The 21,233-nt window shown below is 67.8% G+C and carries 24 protein-coding genes, 1 tRNA gene and 1 other RNA gene; 16 read left to right on the forward strand and 10 right to left on the reverse strand.

What is annotated here, in order from left to right; genetic code table 11:
• Positions 1-41: 41 nt before the first annotated feature.
• The 4 genes from OD997_RS02000 to OD997_RS02015 are packed head-to-tail and all read left to right on the forward strand — an operon-like array spanning position 42 to position 2,588.
• On the forward strand, positions 42-569 hold the full coding sequence (locus OD997_RS02000) for a dihydrofolate reductase family protein (protein ID WP_434330135.1): 528 nt from the start codon (positions 42-44) through the stop codon (positions 567-569).
• A 27-nt stretch (positions 570-596) separates the two neighbouring features.
• A complete protein-coding gene (locus tag OD997_RS02005) occupies positions 597-1,040 on the forward strand; it encodes a GNAT family acetyltransferase (protein ID WP_434330136.1) in 444 nt (147 codons plus the stop codon).
• Positions 1,041-1,062: 22 nt separating this feature from the next.
• Positions 1,063-1,935, forward strand: a complete 873-nt coding sequence (gene dapF / locus OD997_RS02010; RefSeq protein WP_434330137.1) for a diaminopimelate epimerase — start codon at positions 1,063-1,065, stop codon at positions 1,933-1,935.
• Complete coding sequence (locus OD997_RS02015) at positions 1,935-2,588, forward strand: HAD family hydrolase (RefSeq protein ID WP_434330138.1); 654 nt, start codon at positions 1,935-1,937, stop codon at positions 2,586-2,588. The genes dapF and OD997_RS02015 overlap by 1 nt, the downstream gene beginning before the upstream one ends.
• 18 nt (positions 2,589-2,606) lie before the next feature.
• Here OD997_RS02015 and OD997_RS02020 read toward each other — a convergent pair whose 3' ends face one another.
• On the reverse strand, positions 2,607-3,248 hold the full coding sequence (locus OD997_RS02020) for a class I SAM-dependent methyltransferase (RefSeq protein ID WP_434330139.1): 642 nt from the start codon (positions 3,246-3,248) through the stop codon (positions 2,607-2,609).
• A gap of 68 nt (positions 3,249-3,316) precedes the next feature.
• Here OD997_RS02020 and hflX point away from each other — a divergent pair, with 68 nt between their 5' ends.
• Positions 3,317-4,828, forward strand: a complete 1,512-nt coding sequence (gene hflX / locus OD997_RS02025) for a GTPase HflX (RefSeq protein ID WP_434330140.1) — start codon at positions 3,317-3,319, stop codon at positions 4,826-4,828.
• A gap of 5 nt (positions 4,829-4,833) precedes the next feature.
• Here the strand turns inward: hflX and OD997_RS02030 are convergent, their stop codons facing one another.
• Positions 4,834-5,502, reverse strand: coding sequence for an SIMPL domain-containing protein (locus OD997_RS02030; protein ID WP_434330141.1), 669 nt, complete (start codon positions 5,500-5,502; stop codon positions 4,834-4,836).
• 142 nt (positions 5,503-5,644) lie between these two features.
• Here OD997_RS02030 and ssrA point away from each other — a divergent pair.
• Positions 5,645-6,014, forward strand: a transfer-messenger RNA (tmRNA) gene (gene ssrA, locus OD997_RS02035).
• Between the two features lie 91 nt (positions 6,015-6,105).
• Here the strand turns inward: ssrA and OD997_RS02040 are convergent.
• Complete coding sequence (locus OD997_RS02040) at positions 6,106-6,960, reverse strand: transposase (protein ID WP_434330142.1); 855 nt, start codon at positions 6,958-6,960, stop codon at positions 6,106-6,108.
• Between the two features lie 86 nt (positions 6,961-7,046).
• On the opposite strand from OD997_RS02040, the gene OD997_RS02045 reads away from it, so the two are divergent.
• On the forward strand, positions 7,047-7,361 hold the full coding sequence (locus OD997_RS02045; RefSeq protein ID WP_434330143.1) for a hypothetical protein: 315 nt from the start codon (positions 7,047-7,049) through the stop codon (positions 7,359-7,361).
• Positions 7,362-7,412: 51 nt separating this feature from the next.
• On the opposite strand, the gene OD997_RS02050 is transcribed toward OD997_RS02045, so the two are convergent.
• Complete coding sequence (locus OD997_RS02050; RefSeq protein ID WP_434330144.1) at positions 7,413-7,979, reverse strand: hypothetical protein; 567 nt, start codon at positions 7,977-7,979, stop codon at positions 7,413-7,415.
• A 13-nt stretch (positions 7,980-7,992) separates the two neighbouring features.
• Complete coding sequence (gene hisN, locus OD997_RS02055; protein ID WP_434330145.1) at positions 7,993-8,790, reverse strand: histidinol-phosphatase; 798 nt, start codon at positions 8,788-8,790, stop codon at positions 7,993-7,995.
• A gap of 148 nt (positions 8,791-8,938) precedes the next feature.
• On the opposite strand from hisN, the gene OD997_RS02060 reads away from it, so the two are divergent.
• Together OD997_RS02060 and OD997_RS02065 are read left to right on the forward strand one after the other, a co-directional pair.
• Positions 8,939-9,011, forward strand: a tRNA-Lys gene (locus OD997_RS02060).
• 106 nt (positions 9,012-9,117) lie between these two features.
• On the forward strand, positions 9,118-9,534 hold the full coding sequence (locus tag OD997_RS02065; RefSeq protein ID WP_434330146.1) for a hypothetical protein: 417 nt from the start codon (positions 9,118-9,120) through the stop codon (positions 9,532-9,534).
• Between the two features lie 5 nt (positions 9,535-9,539).
• Here the strand turns inward: OD997_RS02065 and OD997_RS02070 are convergent, their stop codons facing one another.
• The 4 genes from OD997_RS02070 to OD997_RS02085 are packed head-to-tail and all read right to left on the reverse strand — an operon-like array spanning position 9,540 to position 12,538.
• Positions 9,540-10,013, reverse strand: a complete 474-nt coding sequence (locus tag OD997_RS02070; RefSeq protein WP_434330147.1) for a YbaK/EbsC family protein — start codon at positions 10,011-10,013, stop codon at positions 9,540-9,542.
• 34 nt (positions 10,014-10,047) lie between these two features.
• Positions 10,048-11,280 (reverse strand): MFS transporter, encoded by a 1,233-nt coding sequence (locus tag OD997_RS02075; protein ID WP_434332317.1) that lies wholly within the window; start codon positions 11,278-11,280, stop codon positions 10,048-10,050.
• Entirely contained in the window at positions 11,271-11,708 is a 438-nt protein-coding gene (locus OD997_RS02080) for a MarR family winged helix-turn-helix transcriptional regulator (protein ID WP_434330148.1), read from the reverse strand. Before OD997_RS02080 ends, OD997_RS02075 begins: the two co-directional genes overlap by 10 nt.
• A 41-nt stretch (positions 11,709-11,749) precedes the next feature.
• Positions 11,750-12,538, reverse strand: a complete 789-nt coding sequence (locus tag OD997_RS02085; protein ID WP_434330149.1) for an IclR family transcriptional regulator — start codon at positions 12,536-12,538, stop codon at positions 11,750-11,752.
• 105 nt (positions 12,539-12,643) lie between these two features.
• Here OD997_RS02085 and OD997_RS02090 point away from each other — a divergent pair, with 105 nt between their 5' ends.
• The 3 genes from OD997_RS02090 to OD997_RS02100 are packed head-to-tail and all read left to right on the forward strand — an operon-like array spanning position 12,644 to position 15,311.
• Entirely contained in the window at positions 12,644-13,417 is a 774-nt protein-coding gene (locus OD997_RS02090) for a CoA transferase subunit A (RefSeq protein WP_434330150.1), read from the forward strand.
• Between the two features lies 1 nt (position 13,418).
• Positions 13,419-14,069 (forward strand): 3-oxoacid CoA-transferase subunit B, encoded by a 651-nt coding sequence (locus OD997_RS02095; protein WP_434330151.1) that lies wholly within the window; start codon positions 13,419-13,421, stop codon positions 14,067-14,069.
• 39 nt (positions 14,070-14,108) lie between these two features.
• Positions 14,109-15,311: an acetyl-CoA C-acetyltransferase gene (locus OD997_RS02100; protein ID WP_434330152.1), complete on the forward strand. Its 1,203-nt coding sequence runs from the start codon at positions 14,109-14,111 to the stop codon at positions 15,309-15,311.
• Positions 15,312-15,325: 14 nt separating this feature from the next.
• Here the strand turns inward: OD997_RS02100 and OD997_RS02105 are convergent, their stop codons facing one another.
• On the reverse strand, positions 15,326-15,604 hold the full coding sequence (locus tag OD997_RS02105) for a hypothetical protein (RefSeq protein WP_434330153.1): 279 nt from the start codon (positions 15,602-15,604) through the stop codon (positions 15,326-15,328).
• A gap of 316 nt (positions 15,605-15,920) precedes the next feature.
• On the opposite strand from OD997_RS02105, the gene OD997_RS02110 reads away from it, so the two are divergent.
• The 4 genes from OD997_RS02110 to ilvD are packed head-to-tail and all read left to right on the forward strand — an operon-like array spanning position 15,921 to position 21,228.
• Positions 15,921-17,195: an MFS transporter gene (locus OD997_RS02110; protein ID WP_434330154.1), complete on the forward strand. Its 1,275-nt coding sequence runs from the start codon at positions 15,921-15,923 to the stop codon at positions 17,193-17,195.
• Between the two features lie 51 nt (positions 17,196-17,246).
• Positions 17,247-18,656, forward strand: coding sequence for an alpha,alpha-trehalose-phosphate synthase (UDP-forming) (locus OD997_RS02115; protein WP_434330155.1), 1,410 nt, complete (start codon positions 17,247-17,249; stop codon positions 18,654-18,656).
• A gap of 46 nt (positions 18,657-18,702) precedes the next feature.
• Complete coding sequence (gene otsB / locus OD997_RS02120) at positions 18,703-19,500, forward strand: trehalose-phosphatase (protein WP_434330156.1); 798 nt, start codon at positions 18,703-18,705, stop codon at positions 19,498-19,500.
• Positions 19,501-19,509: 9 nt separating this feature from the next.
• A complete protein-coding gene (ilvD, locus tag OD997_RS02125) occupies positions 19,510-21,228 on the forward strand; it encodes a dihydroxy-acid dehydratase (protein ID WP_042541745.1) in 1,719 nt (572 codons plus the stop codon).
• The last annotated feature ends 5 nt before the right edge of the window (positions 21,229-21,233 follow it).

Genomic DNA, 21,233 nt, shown 5'->3' on the forward strand with positions numbered 1-21,233 from the left:
AGCGACAGCCTGATGTCGGTGGTCTCTGGGAGGGTGAGGGCATGGCCACCCACTTCTACACGGCGAGCAGCCTCGACGGCTTCATCGCGACCGACCAGCATTCGCTCGACTGGCTCCTGAAACAGGACATCGACCACGACGGCCCGATGGCCTACGCCGCCTTCGAGAAGAACATCGGCGCTCTCGCGATGGGGGCGTCGACCTACGAGTGGGTCATGCGACACGAAGAGGGGCGCTGGGGGTACACGCAGCCCACCTGGGTGTTCACGCACCGTGATCTCGATGTCCCGGAGGGGGCCGCGATCCGCATCGCACAGGGAGACGTCGCCGAGGTCCACGGCGAGATGGTCGACGCGGCGGACGGCAAGGACCTCTGGGTCGTCGGTGGGGGAGACCTGGCGGGGCAGTTCGCGGACGCGGGGCTGCTCGACGAGGTGTGGGTGCAGTACGCACCCGTCACGCTCGGATCCGGGGCGCCGCTGCTCTCCAGAAGCCTGGATCTCGAGCTCGTCGACGTCGCGCGGAACCGCAGCTTCATGTGCGGGCGATATCGCGTCGTGCGTGGCTGATGCGGCATCGATCCTAGACTTGCAGGCATGAACTGGGCTGTACGGGCGTTCGAACGCGCCGACACGGAATCGGTGGTCGCGCTGTGGGACGAGGCGGGTCTCACGCGGCCGTGGAACGACCCGCGACTCGACATCGAGCGCAAGCTCACGGTGCAGCCCGAGCTCTTCCTCGTCGTCGAAGACTCCGAGTCAGAGGAGGGGAAGCCGGCGATCGTGGGCTCCGTCATGGCCGGATACGACGGCCACCGTGGGTGGCTCTACTATCTGGCGACCGCGACGTCGCACCGCAACCGCGGGATCGCCCGCACGCTCGTCGGAGAGGCAGAGCGCCTTCTTCACGCGATGGGGTGCCCGAAGGTGCAGCTCATGGTCCGCGAGGGCAACGACACCGTCCTCGGGCTCTACGACGCCCTCGGGTATGAGCGGTTCTCCGTCTCGAACACCGGAAAACGTCTGATCGTCGACGCATAGCAGGGATCCCTAGACTGGTCGAATGGTCGCATTCACCAAAGGACACGGCACGGGCAACGATTTCGTCATCATCGCCGACCCCGACGGCGCTCTCGAACTGAGCGCTGAGCAGGTCGCCGTGCTGTGCGACCGACACTTCGGCATCGGCGCGGATGGCATCCTCCGCGTCGTGCGCTCCGCCTCGATCGCCGACGGCCAGGCGGCGCTCGCTGAGGAACCCGACGCCGAGTGGTTCATGGACTACCGGAATGCCGACGGGTCCATCGCCGAGATGTGCGGCAACGGGATTCGCGTCTTCGCGCACTACCTCGTGCGATCCGGCCTCGCCACCATCGAGCCCGGATCTACGCTTCCGATCGGCACGCGCGCGGGAGTCCGCGACGTGACACGCAGCGAGACCGGCTATCAGGTCGATCTCGGGCTGTGGAAGCTCTCCGGTGACGACCCGCTGGTCACTGCTGACGGGCTCGCGGTGACACGCCCCGGACTGGGCATCGACGTCGGCAACCCGCATGTGGTGGTCGCTCTCGCATCCGAAGCGGAATTGGCCTCGCTGGAGCTGCACCGCGCCCCGGAACTCGAGCCGGTGCTTCCTGCAGGGGCCAACGTCGAGTTCGTCGTCCCGGGAGAGCCGCTCGTGCGCGACGGGATCGGTCACGTCAGCATGCGCGTGTCCGAACGCGGCGTCGGTGAGACCCTCAGCTGCGGGACCGGTGTCGCGGCCACGGCTCTCGCCGTCCGTCACTGGGCGGGGGAGAAGGCCCCCCACAACTGGCGTGTCGAGGTGCCGGGAGGCACGCTCGGAGTCCGGATGTTCCCCGCGGAGGACGGTGAGCACGTCGCGCTGTCAGGGCCCGCGCAGCTCGTGTTCAGCGGCGAGGTCGACCTGATCTGATGCGGCCGATCGAACCGATCGACCTGGTCATCTTCGACTGCGACGGAGTCCTCGTCGACAGCGAGAGGCTCTCGATCGACGTCGACCGCCGGGTCCTCGCCGATCTCGGCTGGCCGCTGACGCGCGAGCAGATCCTGCACCGCTTCGTGGGACGCTCGTCCGCGTATTTCCGCGCCGAGGTCGAGGCATACCTCGGCCGACCGCTTCCGGACGATTGGGAGACGCCCTATCAGCCCTGGTACGTCGACGCGTTCGAGCGCGATCTGACGCCAGTGCCGGGAGTCGAGGCCGCGCTCGATGAGATCCTGATCGCGACGTGCGTCGCATCGAGCGGGACCCATTCGAAGATCCGCCGCACGCTGGGACTGACCGGGCTTCTCCCGCGCTTCGAGGCACGGATCTTCAGCGCAGACGACGTCGAGAACGGCAAGCCCGCTCCGGACCTCTTCCTGCATGCGGCAGATCAGCTCGGCGTCGTACCGGAGCGTTGCGCGGTTGTCGAGGACAGTCGGTACGGAGTCCAGGCGGCGCGTGCGGCGGGGATGAGGGTCTTCGGCTATGCCGGCGGACTCACCCCGGCCGAGTGGCTGGAGAGAGAGGGCGCGTTCGTTTTCACGGACATGGTCGACCTGCCAGCACTGATGTCACGGTGAGTCGGACGACGCATCCGGTCAGACGAGCGTGATGGGCTCCGTCGGAGGGGTGCCGTGCTTGCGCACCTTCAACACCCGATACCCCTTGCCCGTCGCCGTCCGGTGAACGCTGAAGCCGGGGTGGAACGTCGCGCCGATCCAGCGCTGCAGCGAATCCGCGCCGAGATTGCGCTGCACGACGAGCCAAGCGTCGCTGCGCTCATCGAGTCGGGGGATCCACTTCTCGAGCAGTCCGTGCAGCTCGTTCTTGCCCACGCGAATCGGCGGGTTCGAGCGGATCGACCGGAACGTCACGTCGGCGGGAACATCCTGAGGCAGGGATGCGTTGACGTTAGTGAGACCGAGAGCCGAGGCATTGCGGCGAACCAGGTCGAGCGCTCGTTCGTTCACGTCCACGGCCCACACCGTCGCATGGGGTGCAGCGAGTGCCATCGACAGCGTGATCGGCCCCCACCCGCTTCCGAGGTCGAGAAGATGACCTCCTGGCGGGACGGGAGGCATGTTTGCGAGAAGGACGGCAGTACCGGCATCCAGCCGATCCGGGCTGAAGACGCCACCAGCGGTGGTGACATCCAGCTCACGGCCTGCGAGCGTCACACGGATCGATCGCAGGTTCTCGGGGCTTGCCGGGGCCGCGGTGAAGTAATGGTCGGACCCCATACCGTGAGCGTAGCGGACAGCGCGGGCTAAGGTTAAGGCTCGCAACAAAACCCAGAGATAAGGGACGGATGACGGAGACCACCACACACTCCACCGGTGACGAAGCAGTCGATCGCGTGCTCGCGAATGCGGAGAAGCGCACCGAAGCGCGTGTCTTCGGTGACGCGCAGGCGCTGCAGGATCGATCGACGGCGTCTCACGCGTCGTCGGACGGCGATCAGTGGGATCTCGAGGATCGTCATGCGCTGCGGCGCGTGGGCGGTCTCTCGACCGAGCTCGAAGACGTCACCGAGGTCGAGTACCGCCAGCTGCGGCTCGAGAACGTGGTGCTCGTCGGCGTGTACCCGCAGGGCGCTCAGGAGGATGCCGAGAACTCGCTCCGGGAGCTCGCCGCTCTTGCTGAGACCGCGGGAGCTGTCGTGCTCGACGGCGTTCTGCAGCGCCGCCCGCACCCGGATGCCGCGACCTACATCGGACGTGGCAAGGCCCAGGAGCTCAAGGACATAGTCGCCGCCACGGGTGCCGACACGGTGATCGCCGACACCGAACTCGCGCCCAGCCAGAGGCGCGCCCTCGAGGACGTCGTCAAGGTCAAGGTCATCGACCGGACCACCGTGATCCTCGACATCTTCAGCCAGCACGCCAAGAGCCGTGAGGGCAAGGCGCAGGTCGAGCTCGCTCAGCTCGAGTACCTGCTGCCGCGTCTGCGCGGCTGGGGCGACTCGATGAGCCGTCAGGCCGGTGGCCAGGTCGGTGCCGGCGGAGCCGGTATGGGCTCCCGTGGTCCCGGTGAGACCAAGATCGAGCTCGACCGCCGCCGCATCCGCACCAAGATGGCGCTGCTGCGCCGCCAGATCCGCGACTTCGGTCCCGCGCGCGAGGCGAAGCGCGCCGAACGCAAGCGCAACACGATCCCGTCCGTCGCGATCGCCGGTTACACGAACGCGGGCAAGTCGAGTCTGCTCAACGCGCTCACGAGCGCAGGCGTGCTGGTCGAGAACGCTCTGTTCGCGACGCTCGACGCGACCGTACGCCGTTCCGAGACCTCGGACGGCCGCGTCTACACCCTCACGGACACTGTCGGGTTCGTGCGCAACCTCCCGCATCAGCTCGTCGAGGCCTTCCGGTCGACGCTCGAAGAGGTCGGTGACGCCGATGTCGTGCTGCACGTGGTCGACGGCGCGCACCCGGATCCCGCCGGTCAGCTGCAGACCGTCCGTGACGTGATGGGCGACGTGGGTGTGCGGGACATGCCCGAACTGGTCGTGTTCAACAAGGCCGACCTCATCGACGACAGCGAACGACTCGTGCTGCGCGGACTCGAGCCGAAGGCGCACTTCGTCTCATCGCGATCAGGCGAAGGCGTCGAGGAGCTCCGAGCAGCCATCGAGGAGGCTCTTCCGAAGCCTGCGGTCGAGGTGCACGCGGTGGTCCCCTACGATCGAGGGGATCTCGTCGCCGCCATCCACGAGACCGGGATGCTGCTGTCGGTGGAGCACCAAGAGAACGGCACCGCCGTGCATGCTCGGGTGTCCGAGCGTCTGGCGGCTGACCTCGCCCCGTACACAGCGGACGCCTGAGCCGCTCACCGGGCGAGGAAGCGTGCCTCGACGGTGGCGGAGATGACGATCTCATCCGGCTCGTACTCCATCGATGCGCTGCCGGCATCGGCGGAGGCGAGCGCGGATCCTCGAGCCTTCGCCATGCCCGCGAACGGCGGCGCGGGCGTCGGGGCGATCAGTCCGACATCCGCGATCTCGATCGGCACGACCTCGCCGAGTCCGAGGGCGGTCGCGTACGCCTGAGCTCGCGCGACGGCCACCCCGACCGCCTCGGCGGCGACCTCGCGCTCGATCCGGGAGTGGGTCTCAGGGGTGAGGTGCCAGTTCACCCAGCCGAGCTCCACGCCGTCCCAGGGGGACACGTCGGACACCCAGATCGACAGCTCTGATGCCTCGGCGAAGGTCGCGGTCAGATCGATGCTCGCATAGTAGACCGGAGCCAGCCGCTTGCCCTCGTTGTTCCATGGGCGTTCGGCGCGCACCGACAGGCGCTTGCTCGTCCACTCAACCACCGATCCGGCGTCTGTGCGCGCGGTGATGCTCTCGCGGACAGGTTCCGCCAGTCTCATCACTCGATCTACCACAGAGGCGCGCTCCGGCCCCTCGGCGCGCACACTCACACGGATGGTGGCGCGCTCAGGCGCGACCCGCGCCTCGTGCTCGCCGCGGACGGTGACGGTGACTTCGCTCATGGGGCGACTCTACGCCAGCGTCCGGCGCGTGCGCGGAATGGCGAAGCCGCGACGAACGTTGTAGTCTGTGATGCTCGGGCACTACGGTTCCCGAGTTGGAAATTCCACAGAGTGACAGCGGCTCCTTCGAGAGAAGGACCACGGGGCTGATCGGTTTCGACAGCGCCTGTGAATCCACGAGAAGCGGGCCGAGGATGCAGAGTTATCTCGTAAACGCTCTCTGCAAAACAATAGTTGCCGAAACCAAGCGCAACGACTTCGCCCTCGCTGCATAAGCGAGCCCGATAGTCCGTCAGGCCGTATGTGATTCCGATACGGATCCTGGCGTCATCTAGGAATCTTGCTGCGTGATGGCGTCTGGACGTCACGTGGGACTCTTCCCAGGCTGGGCTTGTCGACTTAGGTGTCTGTGACAAAGGTCGGAGCCGAGTAGAACGTCTGCACAGACTGCGCCCGGAGAAGGCGTGGAGACTCAGCGTTGGACGGGGGTTCGATTCCCCCCAGCTCCACCAGGTCGCTGTCACGAGAGAGAACCCCGAGGCCGGCACGCAGGTGCCGACCTCGGGGTTCTTCTATGTCGGGACACTGCGATGGCGCCTCGGCTCAGGAACGGCCGAGGTCATCCAGAGCCGCCTGCGCGGCCTGCAGGGTAGCCTCGGAGTCACCGATCCGCTGAGCGAGCTCCCGCTGCTCCTCGTCGGCGTGCTGGACCTCGGCGCGAGCGCGCTTCGCGTCGTTCCGGACGGTCGTCAACTCCGCCTCCAGGTCCCGCTCGCGTCGCTCGAGCTCTTCGACCCGCAGCGAGGCGACGCGCAGAGCGCGGTCCGCCGCAGCGGCGTCACGCACAGCGCGCTCATGCGCCCTGTCCGCGTCGCGCACAGCTCGTTCCGCATCTCGACGATCACGGCGCGCCTTGACCTCGTCGACAGGTCTGGCCGTGGCCTCGGGCAGGACGGGCGCACCTCCGCCGACGAGGCTGTCCGCGATCTCGGCGAATTCGCCCGAGGGGGCCAGTTCGCGGACGAGTCGCCGAGAGGCGACCGCGGCGGCGGCCGTCGGATCGAAGAACGCGGCCGTGATGGTCTGCTGGACTGCTTCCCGTGTCGAAGTCGTGATCCGCTCTCCGCGTTCTTCGGCGAGCTCGGTGGCTGCAGTCGCGAGCCTGTTCGTCAGCGCACGACGATCGCGGCCGAGCTGGGAGAGCGCCCGAGCATCCAGATCCTCCTGCGCCTCTCGCAGTTCCTGGGCGAGCTGCAATGCCTCGCCCAGCTGGGCGGCGCGCTCGTGCGCGAACACATTGACCACCCAGGCGGCGACGGAGGGCTTCTTCAGGGCGCGGATCCGGGCCGCCAGGGCGGAATCTGCGGTCTCGGCTGCGCGGGCATTGCGTGCGGCCACGAAGTCCGCCGGAGGCCCGACGTAGAGCTCGGCAGCGATGTCGGCGAGGGAGGGCTCCATGCGAGAGACGATACACCGCGGGAATCAGGGTCTCAGGCGTGCGATATCTGCTCGGGACGCCGGTCGGCAGCCAGTATTCTGGGCGGATGGCCACGCTGTTCTATGGAGCATCCGATGTTCCGATCCATATCGAGGATCGCGCCCTCGCGCACCTGAAGATCGTCATCGCGACAAAGCTCCGCAGGCAGGAGAGCTTCACCCTGTCCTGGCGTCATCCCGAGGGTGAGCCCGGCGGTCGATCCACGATCTGGATCCACCCGTCCATCCCGCTCCGCTTCACGTTCGACGAGCCGGAGCAGCCCCAGCTGAACGCGCGGTGGATCGAGGATCTCATGCAGTCCGTGAACTCGACGGGTGGCATCCTTCTGGTCGACGAGGTCATCGACGCGCCGACGCCGTGATCGCTCGCTGAGTCGACCGAGGACCGTGCGCCCCAGGAGGGGTATGCGGGGTCAGCCGGCCCACTCGATGAGGATGAGCCCCTGACGGGTGTCGGCGAACTTCACCCAGCCGTCCCCGAAGAGGTACGTCATGCCGTAGCCGTCTTCGTCCGTGCCCATGGAGAACTGCGGGTTCTCGGTGATGTAGATGCCGTCGGAGCCGTCTTCTCGCGTCCACCCCTGTGAGAGCAGCGACGACTGCGCTTGCGTCGCGTCGTCGGCAGAGATCTCCGACCACCCGTAGAGCTGACCGTGGTCCGAGGCGACCGTGTAGTCCGCCCAGAAGCAGAGCAGTCCGTCGGAGAGCGTGACATCGCCGATCACGAACTCCTTCTCCTCGAAGGTCCACCCGGCGTCCGTGAGTGCCTGCACGGTACCGGCGGACACGATCGTGTCGCAGGTCGGCTCCGTCGCGGTCTCCGGGGTCTGCGTCGCGACCGGCTCAGTGGTCGCAGTGGGGGACGGCTTCGGAGCCTTCGGAGTCGGGGTCGCCTCGGCGTCAGGTGTGCCGGCGCAGGAGGTGAGCGCCACTGCGAGCAGCAGTGCGCCGAATGCGGCGGAGGTCGTGCGTGTGATCATCGCGGTGCCTTCGTCAATCGTGGAGAAGTTCGAGGAAGGCGTCATGGAGGACGCCGTTGCTGGCGAGTGTCGACAGGTCCGAGATCGTCTCGGTGCCGTCGAACCCGGTCATGCGGCCTCCGGCCTCCCGCACGATCGGCACGGCCGCTGCGACGTCGTACTCCTTGACGCCGAACTCGGCGACCATGTCGATGCGTCCCTCTGCCAGCAGCATGTAGGCATAGATGTCTCCGTATGCGCGGTCCCGCCAGACGCGGTCGGCGAGCTTCAGAAGTTGATCGAGGTGGCCGGACTCCGCCCACTGCGCGATGCTCTGGAAGCTCACGCTCGCGTCGTCGAGAGAAGACACCGAGGATGCGCGGATCCGGCGGGGCTCGGCATCCGTCGCCGTCCACGCGCCGGATCCTGCGGCTGCCCACCAGCGCCGGCCGAGCGCCGGCATGCTGACGACTCCGACCTGCGGGACTCCGTCGACCGCGAGCGCGATCATCGTGCCCCAGAGGGGGACGCCGCGGAGGAAGTTCGCCGTGCCATCGATCGGATCGATGATCCACTGGCGATGCGTGCTGCCCTGTGCGCCGAACTCCTCGCCGAAGATCCCGTCTTCCGGCCGCTCCGCCGAGAGTACCTCGCGGATCGCCCGTTCCGTCGCGAGGTCGGCATCGGTCACGTGCGAGTGGTCGGCCTTGGTCGATACCTCGAGGTCGGGGCTGTCGAATCGAGGCAGCGACTGCGCATCGGCGGCGTCGGCCAGCCGGAGGGCGAGCTCGAGGTCGCGGGAGAGGTCGTCGGCGCTGGGGGAGGCGGTCACTCTCTTAGGATAACCGGCCCGATAGCGGCCTCAGAGAGGGGCGGACTCGGGGCGACACGCGCGGCGGACGCGATGTACCCGCCTCGATTTCGCACGGCGGCCATCGGCTGGTAATGTAATTCCTCGGCCGGGGGATTCACCGGGCCACGCACCTCTAGCTCAATCGGCAGAGCAACTGACTCTTAATCAGTGGGTTCTCGGTTCAAGTCCGAGGGGGTGCACGGATCAGCCTCGATGACTCTCGCCAGTCATCGGGGCTTTTTCGCGTCTGCGGTGCTACTGCCCTGATCGCGTCCCGTGCGCTAGTTTGATGCAAACGCTAAGGGGATGGCGATGCGGATACTGGTGGCGAGGTGCGCCGTCGTGGCTGTCACGGCGGTCTTCGGGCTGGGGCTCAGCGGCTGTTCTGCGGTGATCGAGAAGACCGTCGACTACACGACGTCCTCCGTGACGCTGGCTCCGGGTGAGACGCTCGTCGTCGATTTCGGCGAGGTGAATCACACCGTCGGCGACGAATGGATCATCACCCAGGAGCCCGACCCGGAGGTGCTCGGGCCCGGAGACGAACGCTCCCGTTACCTCGGTGAGGAGGGCGAGGCCGGCGCTCCGAGCGAGCTGTCCTATCGCTTCGCGCCGGTCGGCGATGGCACGACGGTGATCCAGTTCGAGTACCAGTTCCGTGGCTCGGTTCCCGACGAGGTGAGTGATCAGGAGACCGCGGAGATCACCGTCACCGTCAAGTGACGTGCTCAAGCGACGGCGATGACCTCGCCGTCGGTGAGCGTCTTCAGGCTCTCGAAGGTGAGCGGCATGACCGTGTGGGGGTGGCCGGCGGCCGCCCAGATCTCCGGGTGATCGCGGAGCGCCTCGTCGATGTAGGTCCGCAGCCGCGCGGGGTGTCCGACCGGTGCGACGCCACCGATCGCCTGCCCGGTCGATTCGCGGACGATGGATGCGGGTGCCATCCCGATGGCGTCCGCGCCGATGCTCCGGGCGAGGACCTCGAGATCCACCCGGTGCCCGCCGCTCGTCATGACGAGCACGGGGGCTCCGTCCACGACGAAGACGAGGCTGTTCGCGATCGCGGCGACGTCGCATCCGATGGCCGACGCGGCTTCGGCGGCCGTGCGAGCGGAGTCGGGGAGAATGCGGATCTCGGACTCGACGCCCGCTTCTACGAGGTGCTGCTGGACGAGTCTGCTGCGTTCGGGGAGGGCGCTCATGGGCCCACGGTACCGAACGCAGCAGAGCCGCGGATCAGGCGGCGTCGCCCAACAGGATCGCCTCGGCGTCCTCGAGCGCGGCATCCTGGGGCTCGTCGTCGATGTGCGAGAGGACCTTCCGTCCCAAGAAGACGGTGAGGGCTGCGATGAGGACGGCGACCGCGGCGACGACGTAGGGGATCGTGGCGTTGAACGCGTGCCAGAGGGCTGCCGCGAGCGGCGGGGCGATCGCGCCGCCGAGGAACCGCACCGAAGAGTACGCGGACGACGCGACCGAACGCGGCAGATCCGTCGCCTCCATCACCGCTTCAGTGAGGACGGTGTTCATGACACCGAGAAGCAGTCCGCCGATGACGATGCACACGACCAGCGCGGTCGCGGACTCGACCAGGAACCCAGCGATGATCAGATCGACCGCCAGGAGCGGAAGGACGGTGAGGATGACACTCGTGCGCGACATCCGGCGCATGAGCAGGGGAGCGACCCACACGCTGGTGACGGCGAGAGCGAGTCCCCAGCCGAAGAAGGTGAAGCCGATGCCCATCGCGCCGAAGCCGAGAGGGAACGGCGAGAAGGCGAGCAGGATGAAGAACCCGATGTTGTAGAAGAACGCTGCCACGGCGAGAATCGCGAGCGCAGGACGACCGAGAGCCTTGAATGGAGCCGAGAACGGGACGGGGGTGCGCTTCTCACCGGGACCGCGGAGGAGGACGAGGACCGCCAGGAAGGCGATCGCCATCAGCACCACGACGCCGAAGAACGGTGCACGCCAGCTCTGCTCTCCCAGGAGGCCGCCGAGCAGCGGTCCGATCGCGATGCCGAGGCCCAGGGCTGCCTCGTAGAGGATGATCGCCGCAGAGCTGCCGCCCGAGGCGGCGCCCACGATGGTCGCGAGCGCCGTGGAGATGAACAGCGCGTTGCCGAGCCCCCAGCCGGCGCGGAAGCCGATCACGGCATCGACGCTGCCGCTGAGAGCGCAGAAGAGGGCGAACACCACGATGAGTGCGAGACCGATCAGCAGCGTCTTCTTCGCTCCGATGCGAGACGAGATCCAGCTGGTGACGAGCATCGCGAGGCCGGTCACCGCGAGATAGCTCGTGAACAGCAACTCGGTCTCGAACGGGCTCGCCTGGAGGGATTCGGCGATGGCCGGCAGGATCGGATCCACCAGGCCGATGCCCATGAAGGCGACGACGCACGCGAAGGCGACCGCCCACACCTGCGCTGGCTGCTTCCACACTGAGGTGGTGGTGGTGCTCACTCTGATACTCCTGTCGATTCGGTTTCGGTGTGCGCTGCGAGGATCTCCGCAGCGCGGGTGAGGGTGCTCCACTCGTCGTCGTCGAGGCCGGCGAAGCGGGGGGCCAGGATGTCGCGGAACTCCGCCCGCCAGGCTGTCAGCGCTTCCGATCCACTCGAGGTGATCGCCACGGCGATCGCGCGGGAATCCTCGGCGACGGGGGAGCGGAGCACGAGGCCCTCGCGCTCCAGATTGCCGATCAGCCGTGTCATACCCGGCTGTGTCGTCCGTGCCGCGGCCGCGAGCTCGCCCACGCGTTTCGGGCCTGACTGCTCGAGGAGGTTCAGCACGCGCCACTGGGCTGCTGGAGCGTCGTTCCCGGCGTCCTTGGCGGCTATTCGGCCCAGCGCGTACCCGGAGAGTACGAGGGAGGGGATGACATCCTGACGTTGCATACCATTAAGTATATACCCGATGGTATGCAAACTGGACGAGCTCAGCGTCTGGCGTTTGCGATCCGCGCCGAGAGCTGGTGAGCATGAGCAAGCAGGGTTCGTCCCAGGCCTGCGATCCGATCCGGGCCGAATCGGAAGCCGACGCCCGTCAGGCTCAGTGCCCACTCGGGGCGGCCCGACCTGTCGAACACTGCGGCCCCCAGACCCCAGCTGCCCTCGACGATCAGCCCGGGGTTGACGGCGTACCCGCGTTCCTTCGTCTCGGCGAGCCTGCCGCGGAGCGGGCGCTCCCCGTGCGGAAGCCCCCAGATGGTCTCGAGGTCAGGATGTCGCTCCAGGTACGCGTCCACATCGTGGTCAGGCAGGAACGACAGGATCGCGAGGCCTGCGCTGGCGACGCCGAGGGGGAAGCGCACGCCCTCGCTCAGCACGAAGGAGCGGATCGGGAAGGACCCTTCCTCGCGCAGCAGGCAGACCGTCTCGTCCGCGCGCCGCACCGAGAGGAACGCGCTCTCCTCGGTTTTGACCGCGAGCGAGCGGACGATGTCGCGAGCCAGTGCCGTCACGTCGTAGCGTGCTGCGGCGACCGAGCCCATGAGGAAGAGCTCCGGCCCCGGCATCCACCTCGTGCTGTCGGCATCGCGGTCGACGAGGCCCTCGGCCCGCAGCGCCGACAGGAGTCGATGGGCCGTCGATCGGGTCAGATCCGCGGAGCGGGCGAGTTCCTGCAGCGAGGCGCCCTCGTGGCCGCTCGCGGTGACGAGTCGCAGGAGCGCAGCGGCGCGAGCGATGGCCTGGGCGCCAGGGACGCTGCGAGATGCCGATTCCATAATGTGGACGCTACGTGCTGAAGCGTCCACATCGCAAGAGATGTCTATCGATGCGAGGGCTTGCGGGCGGATGCTGGACTCAGGCACGTCTTCGAAGGAGCACGCGTGATCGACAAGCAGTGGGCATCGGCCTCAGAGGCCGTCGCGGACATCGAGGACGGCTCTTCGCTTGCGGTGGGCGGGTTCGGGCTCTCCGGCAACCCGATCGCGCTGATCGAGGCCCTGCTCGCGCAGGGAACTCGCGATCTCAGCATCGTGAGCAACAACTGCGGTGTCGATGACTGGGGGTTGGGGGTTCTCCTCGCCGCTCAGCGCATCCGCAAGATGACGTCGTCCTACGTCGGTGAGAACAAGGAGTTCGAACGCCAGTTCCTCTCGGGCGAGCTGGAGCTCGAGCTGACGCCCCAGGGGACGCTCGCCGAGAAGCTCCGCGCGGGAGGATCCGGGATCGCCGCCTTCTACACGCAGACCGGAGTGGGGACGCAGGTCGCCGAGGGCGGGCTGCCTCGACGGTACAACCCGGATGGCACGGTCGCCGTGGCATCCACTCCCAAAGACGTGCGCAGTTTCGAGGCTGCCGGAGAGGCGCGTGAATTCGTGCTCGAAGAGGCGATCACGACCGACTTCGCTCTCGTGCATGCTCGCGCCGGCGATCGGCACGGCAATCTGATCTTCAACAAGGCCGCGCGCAACTTCAACCCGCTCGCCGCGATGGCCGGGCGGATCTGCATCGCCCAGGTCGAGCAGCTGGTCGACCCCGGCGAGCTCGATCCCGATCGAGTCCACCTGCCCGGCGTCTTCGTGCACCGGATCGTCGAGGTGGGTGGCGACATCGCGAAGCGCATCGAACGGCGCACGGTCGCCGCGGAAGGAGCCTGACATGGCGCTCACGCGTGACGAGATGGCCGCCCGCGCGGCTGCCGAGCTGCAGGACGGCTCGTACGTCAACCTGGGGATCGGCCTGCCGACACTCGTGCCCAATCATGTGCCGCAGGGCGTCACCGTGGTGCTGCAGTCGGAGAACGGAATACTGGGCGTCGGCCCGTACCCTCATGAGGATTCGGTGGACCCCGACCTCATCAATGCGGGCAAGGAGACGGTCACGGTCCTTCCCGGCGCAGCCTTCTTCGACTCGGCTCTGAGCTTCGGGATGATCCGCGGCGGCAAGATCGATGCTGCGATCCTCGGAGCGATGCAGGTGTCGGCGACAGGCGATCTCGCGAACTGGATGATCCCGGGCAAGATGGTGAAGGGTCCGGGCGGAGCGATGGATCTCGTGCACGGCGCGGCCCGCGTGATCGTGCTCATGGAGCACGTCGCCAAGGACGGCTCGGCGAAGATCGTCCACGACTGCTCTCTGCCGCTCACCGGGCGAGGAGTCGTGGACCGGATCATCACCGACATCGCCGTGATCGACGTCACGCACGAGGGACTCGTGCTCGTCGAGCTGGCGCCGGGAGTCGCCGTGGAGCAGGTCGTGGCAGCGACCGAACCGCCGCTCATCATCGCCGACGTGCTGCGCACGGCGTGAACGACAGGCCAGCGTGAACGACAGGACAGAGGGACAGAGATGACCGCACACGATCACACCGACAGGGACGATGTCGTCATCGTCGCCGCAGCCCGCACTCCGCAGGGAAGGCTGAAGGGCCAGCTGGCGAGCTTCACCGCGCCGCAGCTCGGAGCGTTCGCGATCCGCGGCGCGCTCGAGCAGGCGTCCGTCGACCCCGCCGATGTCGACGCGGTGATCGTCGGTCAGGTCCTCGCCGCGGGCTCGGGACAGAACGCCGCACGTCAAGCGTCGATCGGTGCGGGGATCGGCTGGGACGTCCCCGCGCACTCGGTGAACAAGGTCTGCCTCTCGGGGCTCACCGCGATCATCGATGCGGCCCGGATGATCCGCACGGGCGACGCCGAGGTCGTCGTCGCCGCCGGGATGGAGTCCATGACCCGCGCTCCTCATCTGCTGATGGGCTCTCGCGACGGCTGGACGTACGGCAGCGTCGAAGTGCTCGACCACATGGCGTACGACGGCCTCACCGACGCGTACGACCGCGAGAGCATGGGAGCCTCGACCGAGCGACACAACTCCCGCTACGAGCTGACGCGCGAGGCGCAGGATGCGGTCGCCGCGCTGTCTCATCAGCGAGCGGCCGCAGCACAGGAGGCCGGGGTGTTCGACGACGAGATCGTCGCGGTCTCGGTGCCTCAGCGTCGCGGCGAGGACCTCACGGTGTCCGCCGACGAGGGCATCCGACCTGACACGACAGTCGAGTCGCTGGGCGGCCTTCGGGCGGCTTTCGCGGAGGGTGGGTCCATCACCGCCGGCAACTCGTCACAGATCTCGGACGGCGCCTCGGCAGTCATCGTGACGACCCGAGCAGTGGCAGAGGAAAAGGGCTGGCCGGTACTCGTGGCGGTCGGTGCCAGCGGGCAGACGGCGGGGCCGGACAACTCGTTGCAGGCGCAGCCGGCGCGGGCCATCCAGAAGGCCTGCCGCAAGCAGGGGATCTCACCGTCAGATCTCGACCTGGTCGAGATCAATGAAGCATTTGGCGCTGTCGTGGCGCGGTCACAGGTCGAATTGGGGCTGTCGAGCGACGTCGTCAACATTCACGGCGGCGGTATCGCGATCGGACATCCGATCGGCGCATCCGGCACCCGCCTCGTCGTGCACGTGGCGCACGAGCTCGCCCGCCGGGGTGCAGGGACTGCGGCCGTCGGACTGTGCGGCGGCGGCGGTCAGGGAGAGGCGCTGATCCTCACGCGTTGAGCGCCGCCGCGGTGTCAGCGCTTCGAGGGCGTGAAGTCCCGCGGGTTCTTCTTCGCTTCCTTCTCGAAGGCCCGCTGCTGCTTCGCATAGACGGGCGAGTCGGGCGACACAGGACGTCCGTGCCTGGCTCGCCGCGTGTCGATGACGGCGCCGATTGCGAGCGCGAGGCTGATGCCCCAGCTGACCCATGCGAGGGCGGATCGCCACGTGATCTTCGTCTCGCGGGACCCACGGAGCAGGGTGACCCCGGTCATGATCGCGCCGATGAGTCCGGTACCCGAGAGGTAGTTCATGCCCTCACGCTACCCGGCGTCGGCCATGCCGCGCCCAGCCTTGACAACCCGGTGCGGATTCTGTCAGGGGCATACGTGGTGAAGGACAGCCGCGCTCGGGGAGAGCGATGAGGGTCTCGGGGACGGGCAAGGGATCCTCCTCGTAGGTCGGGGTGCCACCACAGTACTGCCGATGCCCAGGCGCCGATGCGGCAGGCGCGGTACGATGGAGTCGTCGCGGCTGGTCCGCGGCCGCACTCCGTGTATCTACCGGCCGCCGGCTTTCCGGCGGACAGCGGCGGCACCCGACCCCGCGTCCTCGGGACGCGCGAGAGCCATGACGCACGCAACCACTCCCACACCAGAGCATCAGTCCGCGATTCCCGCACCGGACGGGCCCGGTCTCCTCCGCATCGCGGGGCTGCCATACTTCCTCATCGCCTTCATCGCGCGGCTGCCGTTCGCGATGATGGTCGTGGGCGTCCTCACGGTCGTCGTCTCGGCGCGAGGCTCGCTTTCTCTCGGAGGACTCACCTCCGCCGCCGTCGGTCTCGGCACGGCCTGCTTCGGCCCGCTGCTGGGCGCGGCAGCGGACCGCTTCGGACAGCGCATGGTCCTGCTGATCCTCGCGATCGCCAACGGCGCGATGCTCGTGCTCTTCACCGTCGTCGTCTATGCGGATGCCGCGGATGCGCTCGTCCTGGTCGCCGCATTCGGCATCGGAGCCACGGCGCCGCAGGTCGCGCCGATGTCGCGTTCCCGACTCGTGACGATGATCACCGACCGGATGCCCGAAGCAGTCCGGGGCCGCACGCTCTCGGGCACGATGGCCTACGAGTCGGCCGCGGATGAGACCGTGTTCGTCTTCGGACCCTTCATCGTCGGCATCCTGGCATCGGCTCTCTCGCCCTGGGCCCCGCTCGTGGGCGCCGCGGTTCTCACCGTGGTGTTCGTCGGAGCGTTCGCCCTGCACCCGAGCGCGCGGGCCGTGTCCGTGCACCGAGGCAGCGACGGTCGCGCACCGTCATCGGTCTCCGAGCTCTTCACGCCGAAGATCATGATCGTCGTCGTCGGCATCCTCGGCGTGGGGATGTTCTTCGGCACGATGCTCACCTCGCTGACGTCCTTCATGGCCGACCGGGGTGCACCTGAGCAGGCAGGACTCCTCTACGGGGTCATGGGCGTGGGGTCGGCGATACTCGCTCTCGGCGTCGCCTGGCTTCCCGCGCGCTTCTCGCTGCGCGCGCGGTGGCTCGTGTTCTCCGGCATCCTGCTCTCCGGAAGCGTGCTGCTCCTGTTCGTCGACTCACCGGCGATGATGATGGTGGCGCTGGCGATCATGGGCATCGGCATCGGGCCGACGCTGGTCACCCAGTACAGCTTCGGTGCGGCGCGCAGCCCACTCGGACGCTCGGCCACGGTGATGACCATGCTCGGTTCGGGCATCGTGGTCGGCCAGTCGCTCGGAGCCGCTGTCGCCGGGGAGCTCGCCGAGAACGTCGGCACCGCAAGCGCACTGATCCTGCCGATCATCGCCGCGGCAGTAGCGTTCGCCGCCGGGCTTGTCAACTGGCGTCTGAGTACTCCCGCACGTCGCGTAGCCTCGAACTGAGCTTCTGTAGCCTGAGGAGCACCACCACCGCAGCGTCAGGAGCACCCACCCATGTCGGACGCAGATTTCGTCGTCGTCGCCAATCGACTCCCGGTCGACCGCGTCGTGGGCCCCGACGGCGAAGAGGAGTGGCGGACCTCGCCCGGCGGACTGGTCGCGGCTCTCGAACCCATGATGCGCAGCGCACGCGGTGCATGGGTGGGATGGCCGGGGCAGCCCGGCGTCGAGCTCGAACCGTTCGAGATCAACGGCATCGACCTGGTGCCGGTGCCGCTGAGCGCCGACGAGGTCGAGGACTACTACGAGGGCTTCGCCAACGACACCATCTGGCCGCTGTACCACGACGTCATCGCGCCTCCGCAGTATCACCGCGAGTGGTGGGAGGCGTACGTCAAGGTGAATCGGCGGTTCGCCGAAGCGGCCGCGGCGGTCGCCGCTCCGAACGGCACGGTCTGGGTGCACGACTACCAGCTCCAGCTCGTCCCGCAGATGATCCGCGAGCTGCGCCCCGACGTGACGATCGGCTACTTCCATCACATCCCGTTCCCGGCGCACGGCCTGTACGCGCAGCTGCCCTGGCGCGATCAGGTGCTCCGAGGGCTTCTCGGCGCCGACGTCATCGGATTCCAGCGTGCTCAGGACGCCACGTACTTCCTGACCGCCGTGCGCCGTCGCCTGCGCCACGACATCAAGGGCTCCGCGGTCACGATCCCGACCGACGACGGCGGCACGCGGATCGCGGTGGCGCGGGCGTTCCCGATCTCGATCGACACCGCCCCCTACCTCGAGCTCGCAGCCAGGCCGGATGTGCGTGCGCGTGCAGCCGAGATCAGGGAGAGCCTCGGCAACCCGAAGAAGATCCTCCTGGGCGTCGACCGTCTCGACTACACCAAGGGCATCCGTCATCGCATCAAGGCGTACGGAGAGCTTCTCGAAGACGGCCAGCTGAGCGTCGAGGACGTCACGTTCGTGCAGGTCGCGAGTCCGAGCCGCGAGCGCGTGGACGCCTATGTGCACCTCCGCGATGAGATCGAGCTGGCGGTCGGCCGCATCAACGGCGACCACGACACCATGGGGCACACCGCGATCCGGTACCTGCACCAGGGCTACCCGCGCGAGGAGATGGTCGCGCTGTACCTCGCCGCGGACGTGATGCTCGTCACGGCTCTCCGCGACGGCATGAACCTCGTCGCGAAGGAGTACGTCGCCACCCGCGCGGACAACCGCGGGGTGCTCGTGCTGAGCGAGTTCACAGGTGCCGCGGACGAACTGCGCCAGGCGGTGCGGGTGAATCCGCACGACATCGCCGGGCTCAAGGACGCGATCATGACGGCAGTCGCGATGCCGCCGGCGGAGCAGGGCAAGCGGATGCGGTCGTTGCGTCGTCGGGTGCTCGAGAACGACGTGAATGCGTGGTCGTCGTCGTTCCTCCGCGCTCTCGACGAGGTCCGCAAGCGCTGATCGGGGCGGTCATACTGGGAGGGAACCCGCCTCGATTGGAGACCCTGTGACCCGCACCTGGACCCCCGGATCAGCTGACGCGGCGCTGAGCGCCATCGCTGCGACCCCGAGACTGGTCGTCGCCCTCGACTTCGACGGCACGGCGTCTCCGCTCGTTCCGGATCCCATGGCCGCACGCGCTCTGCCCGAGGTGGCGGCTCAGGTCGCCCGCCTGGCGGCTCTGCCGGACACGGTCGTCGCATACGTCTCCGGGCGCAGCATGCACGACCTCCGCGTGATCACAGAGCACACCGACGATTCACCGATCGCCCTGGCGGGTTCGCACGGCGCCCAGTACTGGTACCCCGGAATCGGCGAAGCGGACTCCACCGGACCCGACACGGCCGAGGGCGATCGCGAGGAGCTTTGGGCAGCGGCGCGACCGATCATCGACCGTCACGAGGGTGCGGAGTTCGAGCCCAAGACCTTCGGAATGGGCGTGCACACGCGCACAGCCACCCGCGAGGTCGAGAAGGAGGTCTTCGCCGAGATCGACGCTCTCGTCGCCGACCGCTTCCCGCACTGGCGTCGACGGGCAGGGCACCGTGTGCTCGAGTTCTCATCGAGGAACGAGGGCAAGGATGCCGCGATGGCGGCGCTCCGGAAGCATTTCGACGCGACCGGCATCCTGTTCGCGGGCGACGACGTCACGGATGAGGACGCGATGCGGGTGCTCACCGATGGCGATCTCGGCGTGCGGGTGGGGCCGGGGGAGAGCGCCGCCGTGCTCCGTGTGGAGAATCCACAAGAGATGGCGCAGCTTCTGGAGGCCCTCGCGGACGAGCGCACCTCTCAGCGGGAATAGACTTCCGTCATGTCCTCGCATGATCCCTCCACCAGCGCGCCCATCGACATCAAGCCCCGCAGCCGCGTCGTCACCGACGGCATCGAGGCGACGACCTCCCGAGGCATGCTCCGTGCCGTCGGCATGGGCGACGCCGACTGGGACAAGCCCCAGATCGGCATCGCCTCCAGCTGGAACGAGATCACGCCCTGCAACCTGAGCCTCGACAGGCTCGCGCAGGGCGCGAAGGAGGGCGTGCACTCCGGTGGCGGATACCCGCTGCAGTTCGGCACGATCTCGGTCTCGGACGGCATCTCGATGGGCCACGAGGGCATGCACTTCTCGCTCGTCTCGCGAGAGGTCATCGCCGACTCGGTCGAGACGGTCATGATGGCCGAGCGCCTCGATGGCTCCGTGCTGCTCGCCGGATGCGACAAGTCGATCCCCGGAATGCTGATGGCCAGCGCGCGACTCGACCTGTCGAGCGTGTTCCTCTACGCCGGCTCCATCGCGCCGGGTTGGGTCAAGCTCTCCGACGGCACCGAGAAGGACGTCACGATCATCGACTCCTTCGAGGCCGTGGGTGCCTGCCGCGCGGGCCTCATGAGCGAAGAGGACCTCAAGCGCATCGAGTGCGCGATCGCCCCGGGCGAGGGCGCATGCGGTGGCATGTACACCGCCAACACGATGGCATCGGTCGCCGAGGCCCTGGGGCTGAGCCTTCCGGGCTCGGCTGCTCCGCCCGCGGCGGACCGTCGTCGTGACTACTTCGCCCACCGCTCGGGTGAGGCCGTGGTCAACCTGCTCCGTCAGGGCATCACGACTCGCGACATCCTCACCAAGGAGGCGTTCGAGAACGCGATCGCGCTCGCGATGGCTCTCGGCGGTTCGACGAACGTCGTGCTGCACCTCCTCGCCATCGCTCGCGAGGCCGATGTCGAGCTGAGCCTGCACGACTTCAACCGCATCGGCGACAAGGTCCCGCACGTCGCGGACATGAAGCCGTTCGGCAAGTACGTCATGAACGACGTCGACCGCCACGGCGGCATCCCGGTCATCATGAAGGCGATGCTCGACGAGGGTCTCCTGCACGGCGACGCGCTCACCGTCACAGGCAAGACGCTCGCCGAGAACCTCGCGGACCTCGATCCTCAGCCGATCGACGGCGAGGTCATCCACACGTTCGACAACCCCATCCACGCGACCGGCGGCCTGACGATCCTGCACGGATCGCTGGCTCCCGAGGGTGCCGTCGTCAAGACCGCCGGCTTCGACGCTGCGGTCTTCGAGGGCCCGGCCCGCGTGTTCGAGCGCGAGCGCGCGGCCATGGATGCCGTCGCCAACGGCGAGATCGAGGCGGGCACCGTCATCGTGATCCGCTACGAGGGCCCCAAGGGTGGCCCGGGTATGCGCGAGATGCTCGCGATCACCGCGGCCATCAAGGGCGCGGGTCTCGGAAAAGATGTACTACTCTTGACTGACGGACGATTCTCAGGCGGCACAACCGGCCTGTGCATCGGCCACATAGCACCCGAAGCGGTGGACGCAGGTCCTATCGCCTTCGTGCGCGATGGTGATCTGATACGGGTCGATATCGCAGCTCGCTCTCTCGACCTACTCGTCGACGAGGCGGAGCTCGCCTCCCGCCGTTCTGGCTGGGAGCCGCTACCCCCGCGCTATACCCGTGGCGTTCTTGCCAAGTACTCGCGTCTCGTGCGGTCCGCCGCCGAGGGCGCGACGACCGGCTGATCCGC

Source organism: Microbacterium sp. CGR1 (assembly GCF_051062835.1).
Lineage (GTDB): Bacteria > Actinomycetota > Actinomycetes > Actinomycetales > Microbacteriaceae > Microbacterium.

Coding starts and splice junctions, on each gene's coding strand:
- OD997_RS02000 (WP_434330135.1), top strand. CDS start 42: ATGGCCACCCACTTCTACACGGCGAGCAGCCTCGACGGCTTCATCGCG.
- OD997_RS02005 (WP_434330136.1), top strand. CDS start 597: ATGAACTGGGCTGTACGGGCGTTCGAACGCGCCGACACGGAATCGGTG.
- dapF (WP_434330137.1), top strand. CDS start 1,063: ATGGTCGCATTCACCAAAGGACACGGCACGGGCAACGATTTCGTCATC.
- OD997_RS02015 (WP_434330138.1), top strand. CDS start 1,935: ATGCGGCCGATCGAACCGATCGACCTGGTCATCTTCGACTGCGACGGA.
- OD997_RS02020 (WP_434330139.1), bottom strand. CDS start 3,248: ATGGGGTCCGACCATTACTTCACCGCGGCCCCGGCAAGCCCCGAGAAC.
- hflX (WP_434330140.1), top strand. CDS start 3,317: ATGACGGAGACCACCACACACTCCACCGGTGACGAAGCAGTCGATCGC.
- OD997_RS02030 (WP_434330141.1), bottom strand. CDS start 5,502: ATGAGCGAAGTCACCGTCACCGTCCGCGGCGAGCACGAGGCGCGGGTC.
- OD997_RS02040 (WP_434330142.1), bottom strand. CDS start 6,960: ATGGAGCCCTCCCTCGCCGACATCGCTGCCGAGCTCTACGTCGGGCCT.
- OD997_RS02045 (WP_434330143.1), top strand. CDS start 7,047: ATGGCCACGCTGTTCTATGGAGCATCCGATGTTCCGATCCATATCGAG.
- OD997_RS02050 (WP_434330144.1), bottom strand. CDS start 7,979: ATGATCACACGCACGACCTCCGCCGCATTCGGCGCACTGCTGCTCGCA.
- OD997_RS02065 (WP_434330146.1), top strand. CDS start 9,118: ATGGCGATGCGGATACTGGTGGCGAGGTGCGCCGTCGTGGCTGTCACG.
- OD997_RS02070 (WP_434330147.1), bottom strand. CDS start 10,013: ATGAGCGCCCTCCCCGAACGCAGCAGACTCGTCCAGCAGCACCTCGTA.
- OD997_RS02080 (WP_434330148.1), bottom strand. CDS start 11,708: ATGCAACGTCAGGATGTCATCCCCTCCCTCGTACTCTCCGGGTACGCG.
- OD997_RS02085 (WP_434330149.1), bottom strand. CDS start 12,538: ATGGAATCGGCATCTCGCAGCGTCCCTGGCGCCCAGGCCATCGCTCGC.
- OD997_RS02095 (WP_434330151.1), top strand. CDS start 13,419: ATGGCGCTCACGCGTGACGAGATGGCCGCCCGCGCGGCTGCCGAGCTG.
- OD997_RS02100 (WP_434330152.1), top strand. CDS start 14,109: ATGACCGCACACGATCACACCGACAGGGACGATGTCGTCATCGTCGCC.
- OD997_RS02105 (WP_434330153.1), bottom strand. CDS start 15,604: ATGAACTACCTCTCGGGTACCGGACTCATCGGCGCGATCATGACCGGG.
- OD997_RS02110 (WP_434330154.1), top strand. CDS start 15,921: ATGACGCACGCAACCACTCCCACACCAGAGCATCAGTCCGCGATTCCC.
- OD997_RS02115 (WP_434330155.1), top strand. CDS start 17,247: ATGTCGGACGCAGATTTCGTCGTCGTCGCCAATCGACTCCCGGTCGAC.
- ilvD (WP_042541745.1), top strand. CDS start 19,510: ATGTCCTCGCATGATCCCTCCACCAGCGCGCCCATCGACATCAAGCCC.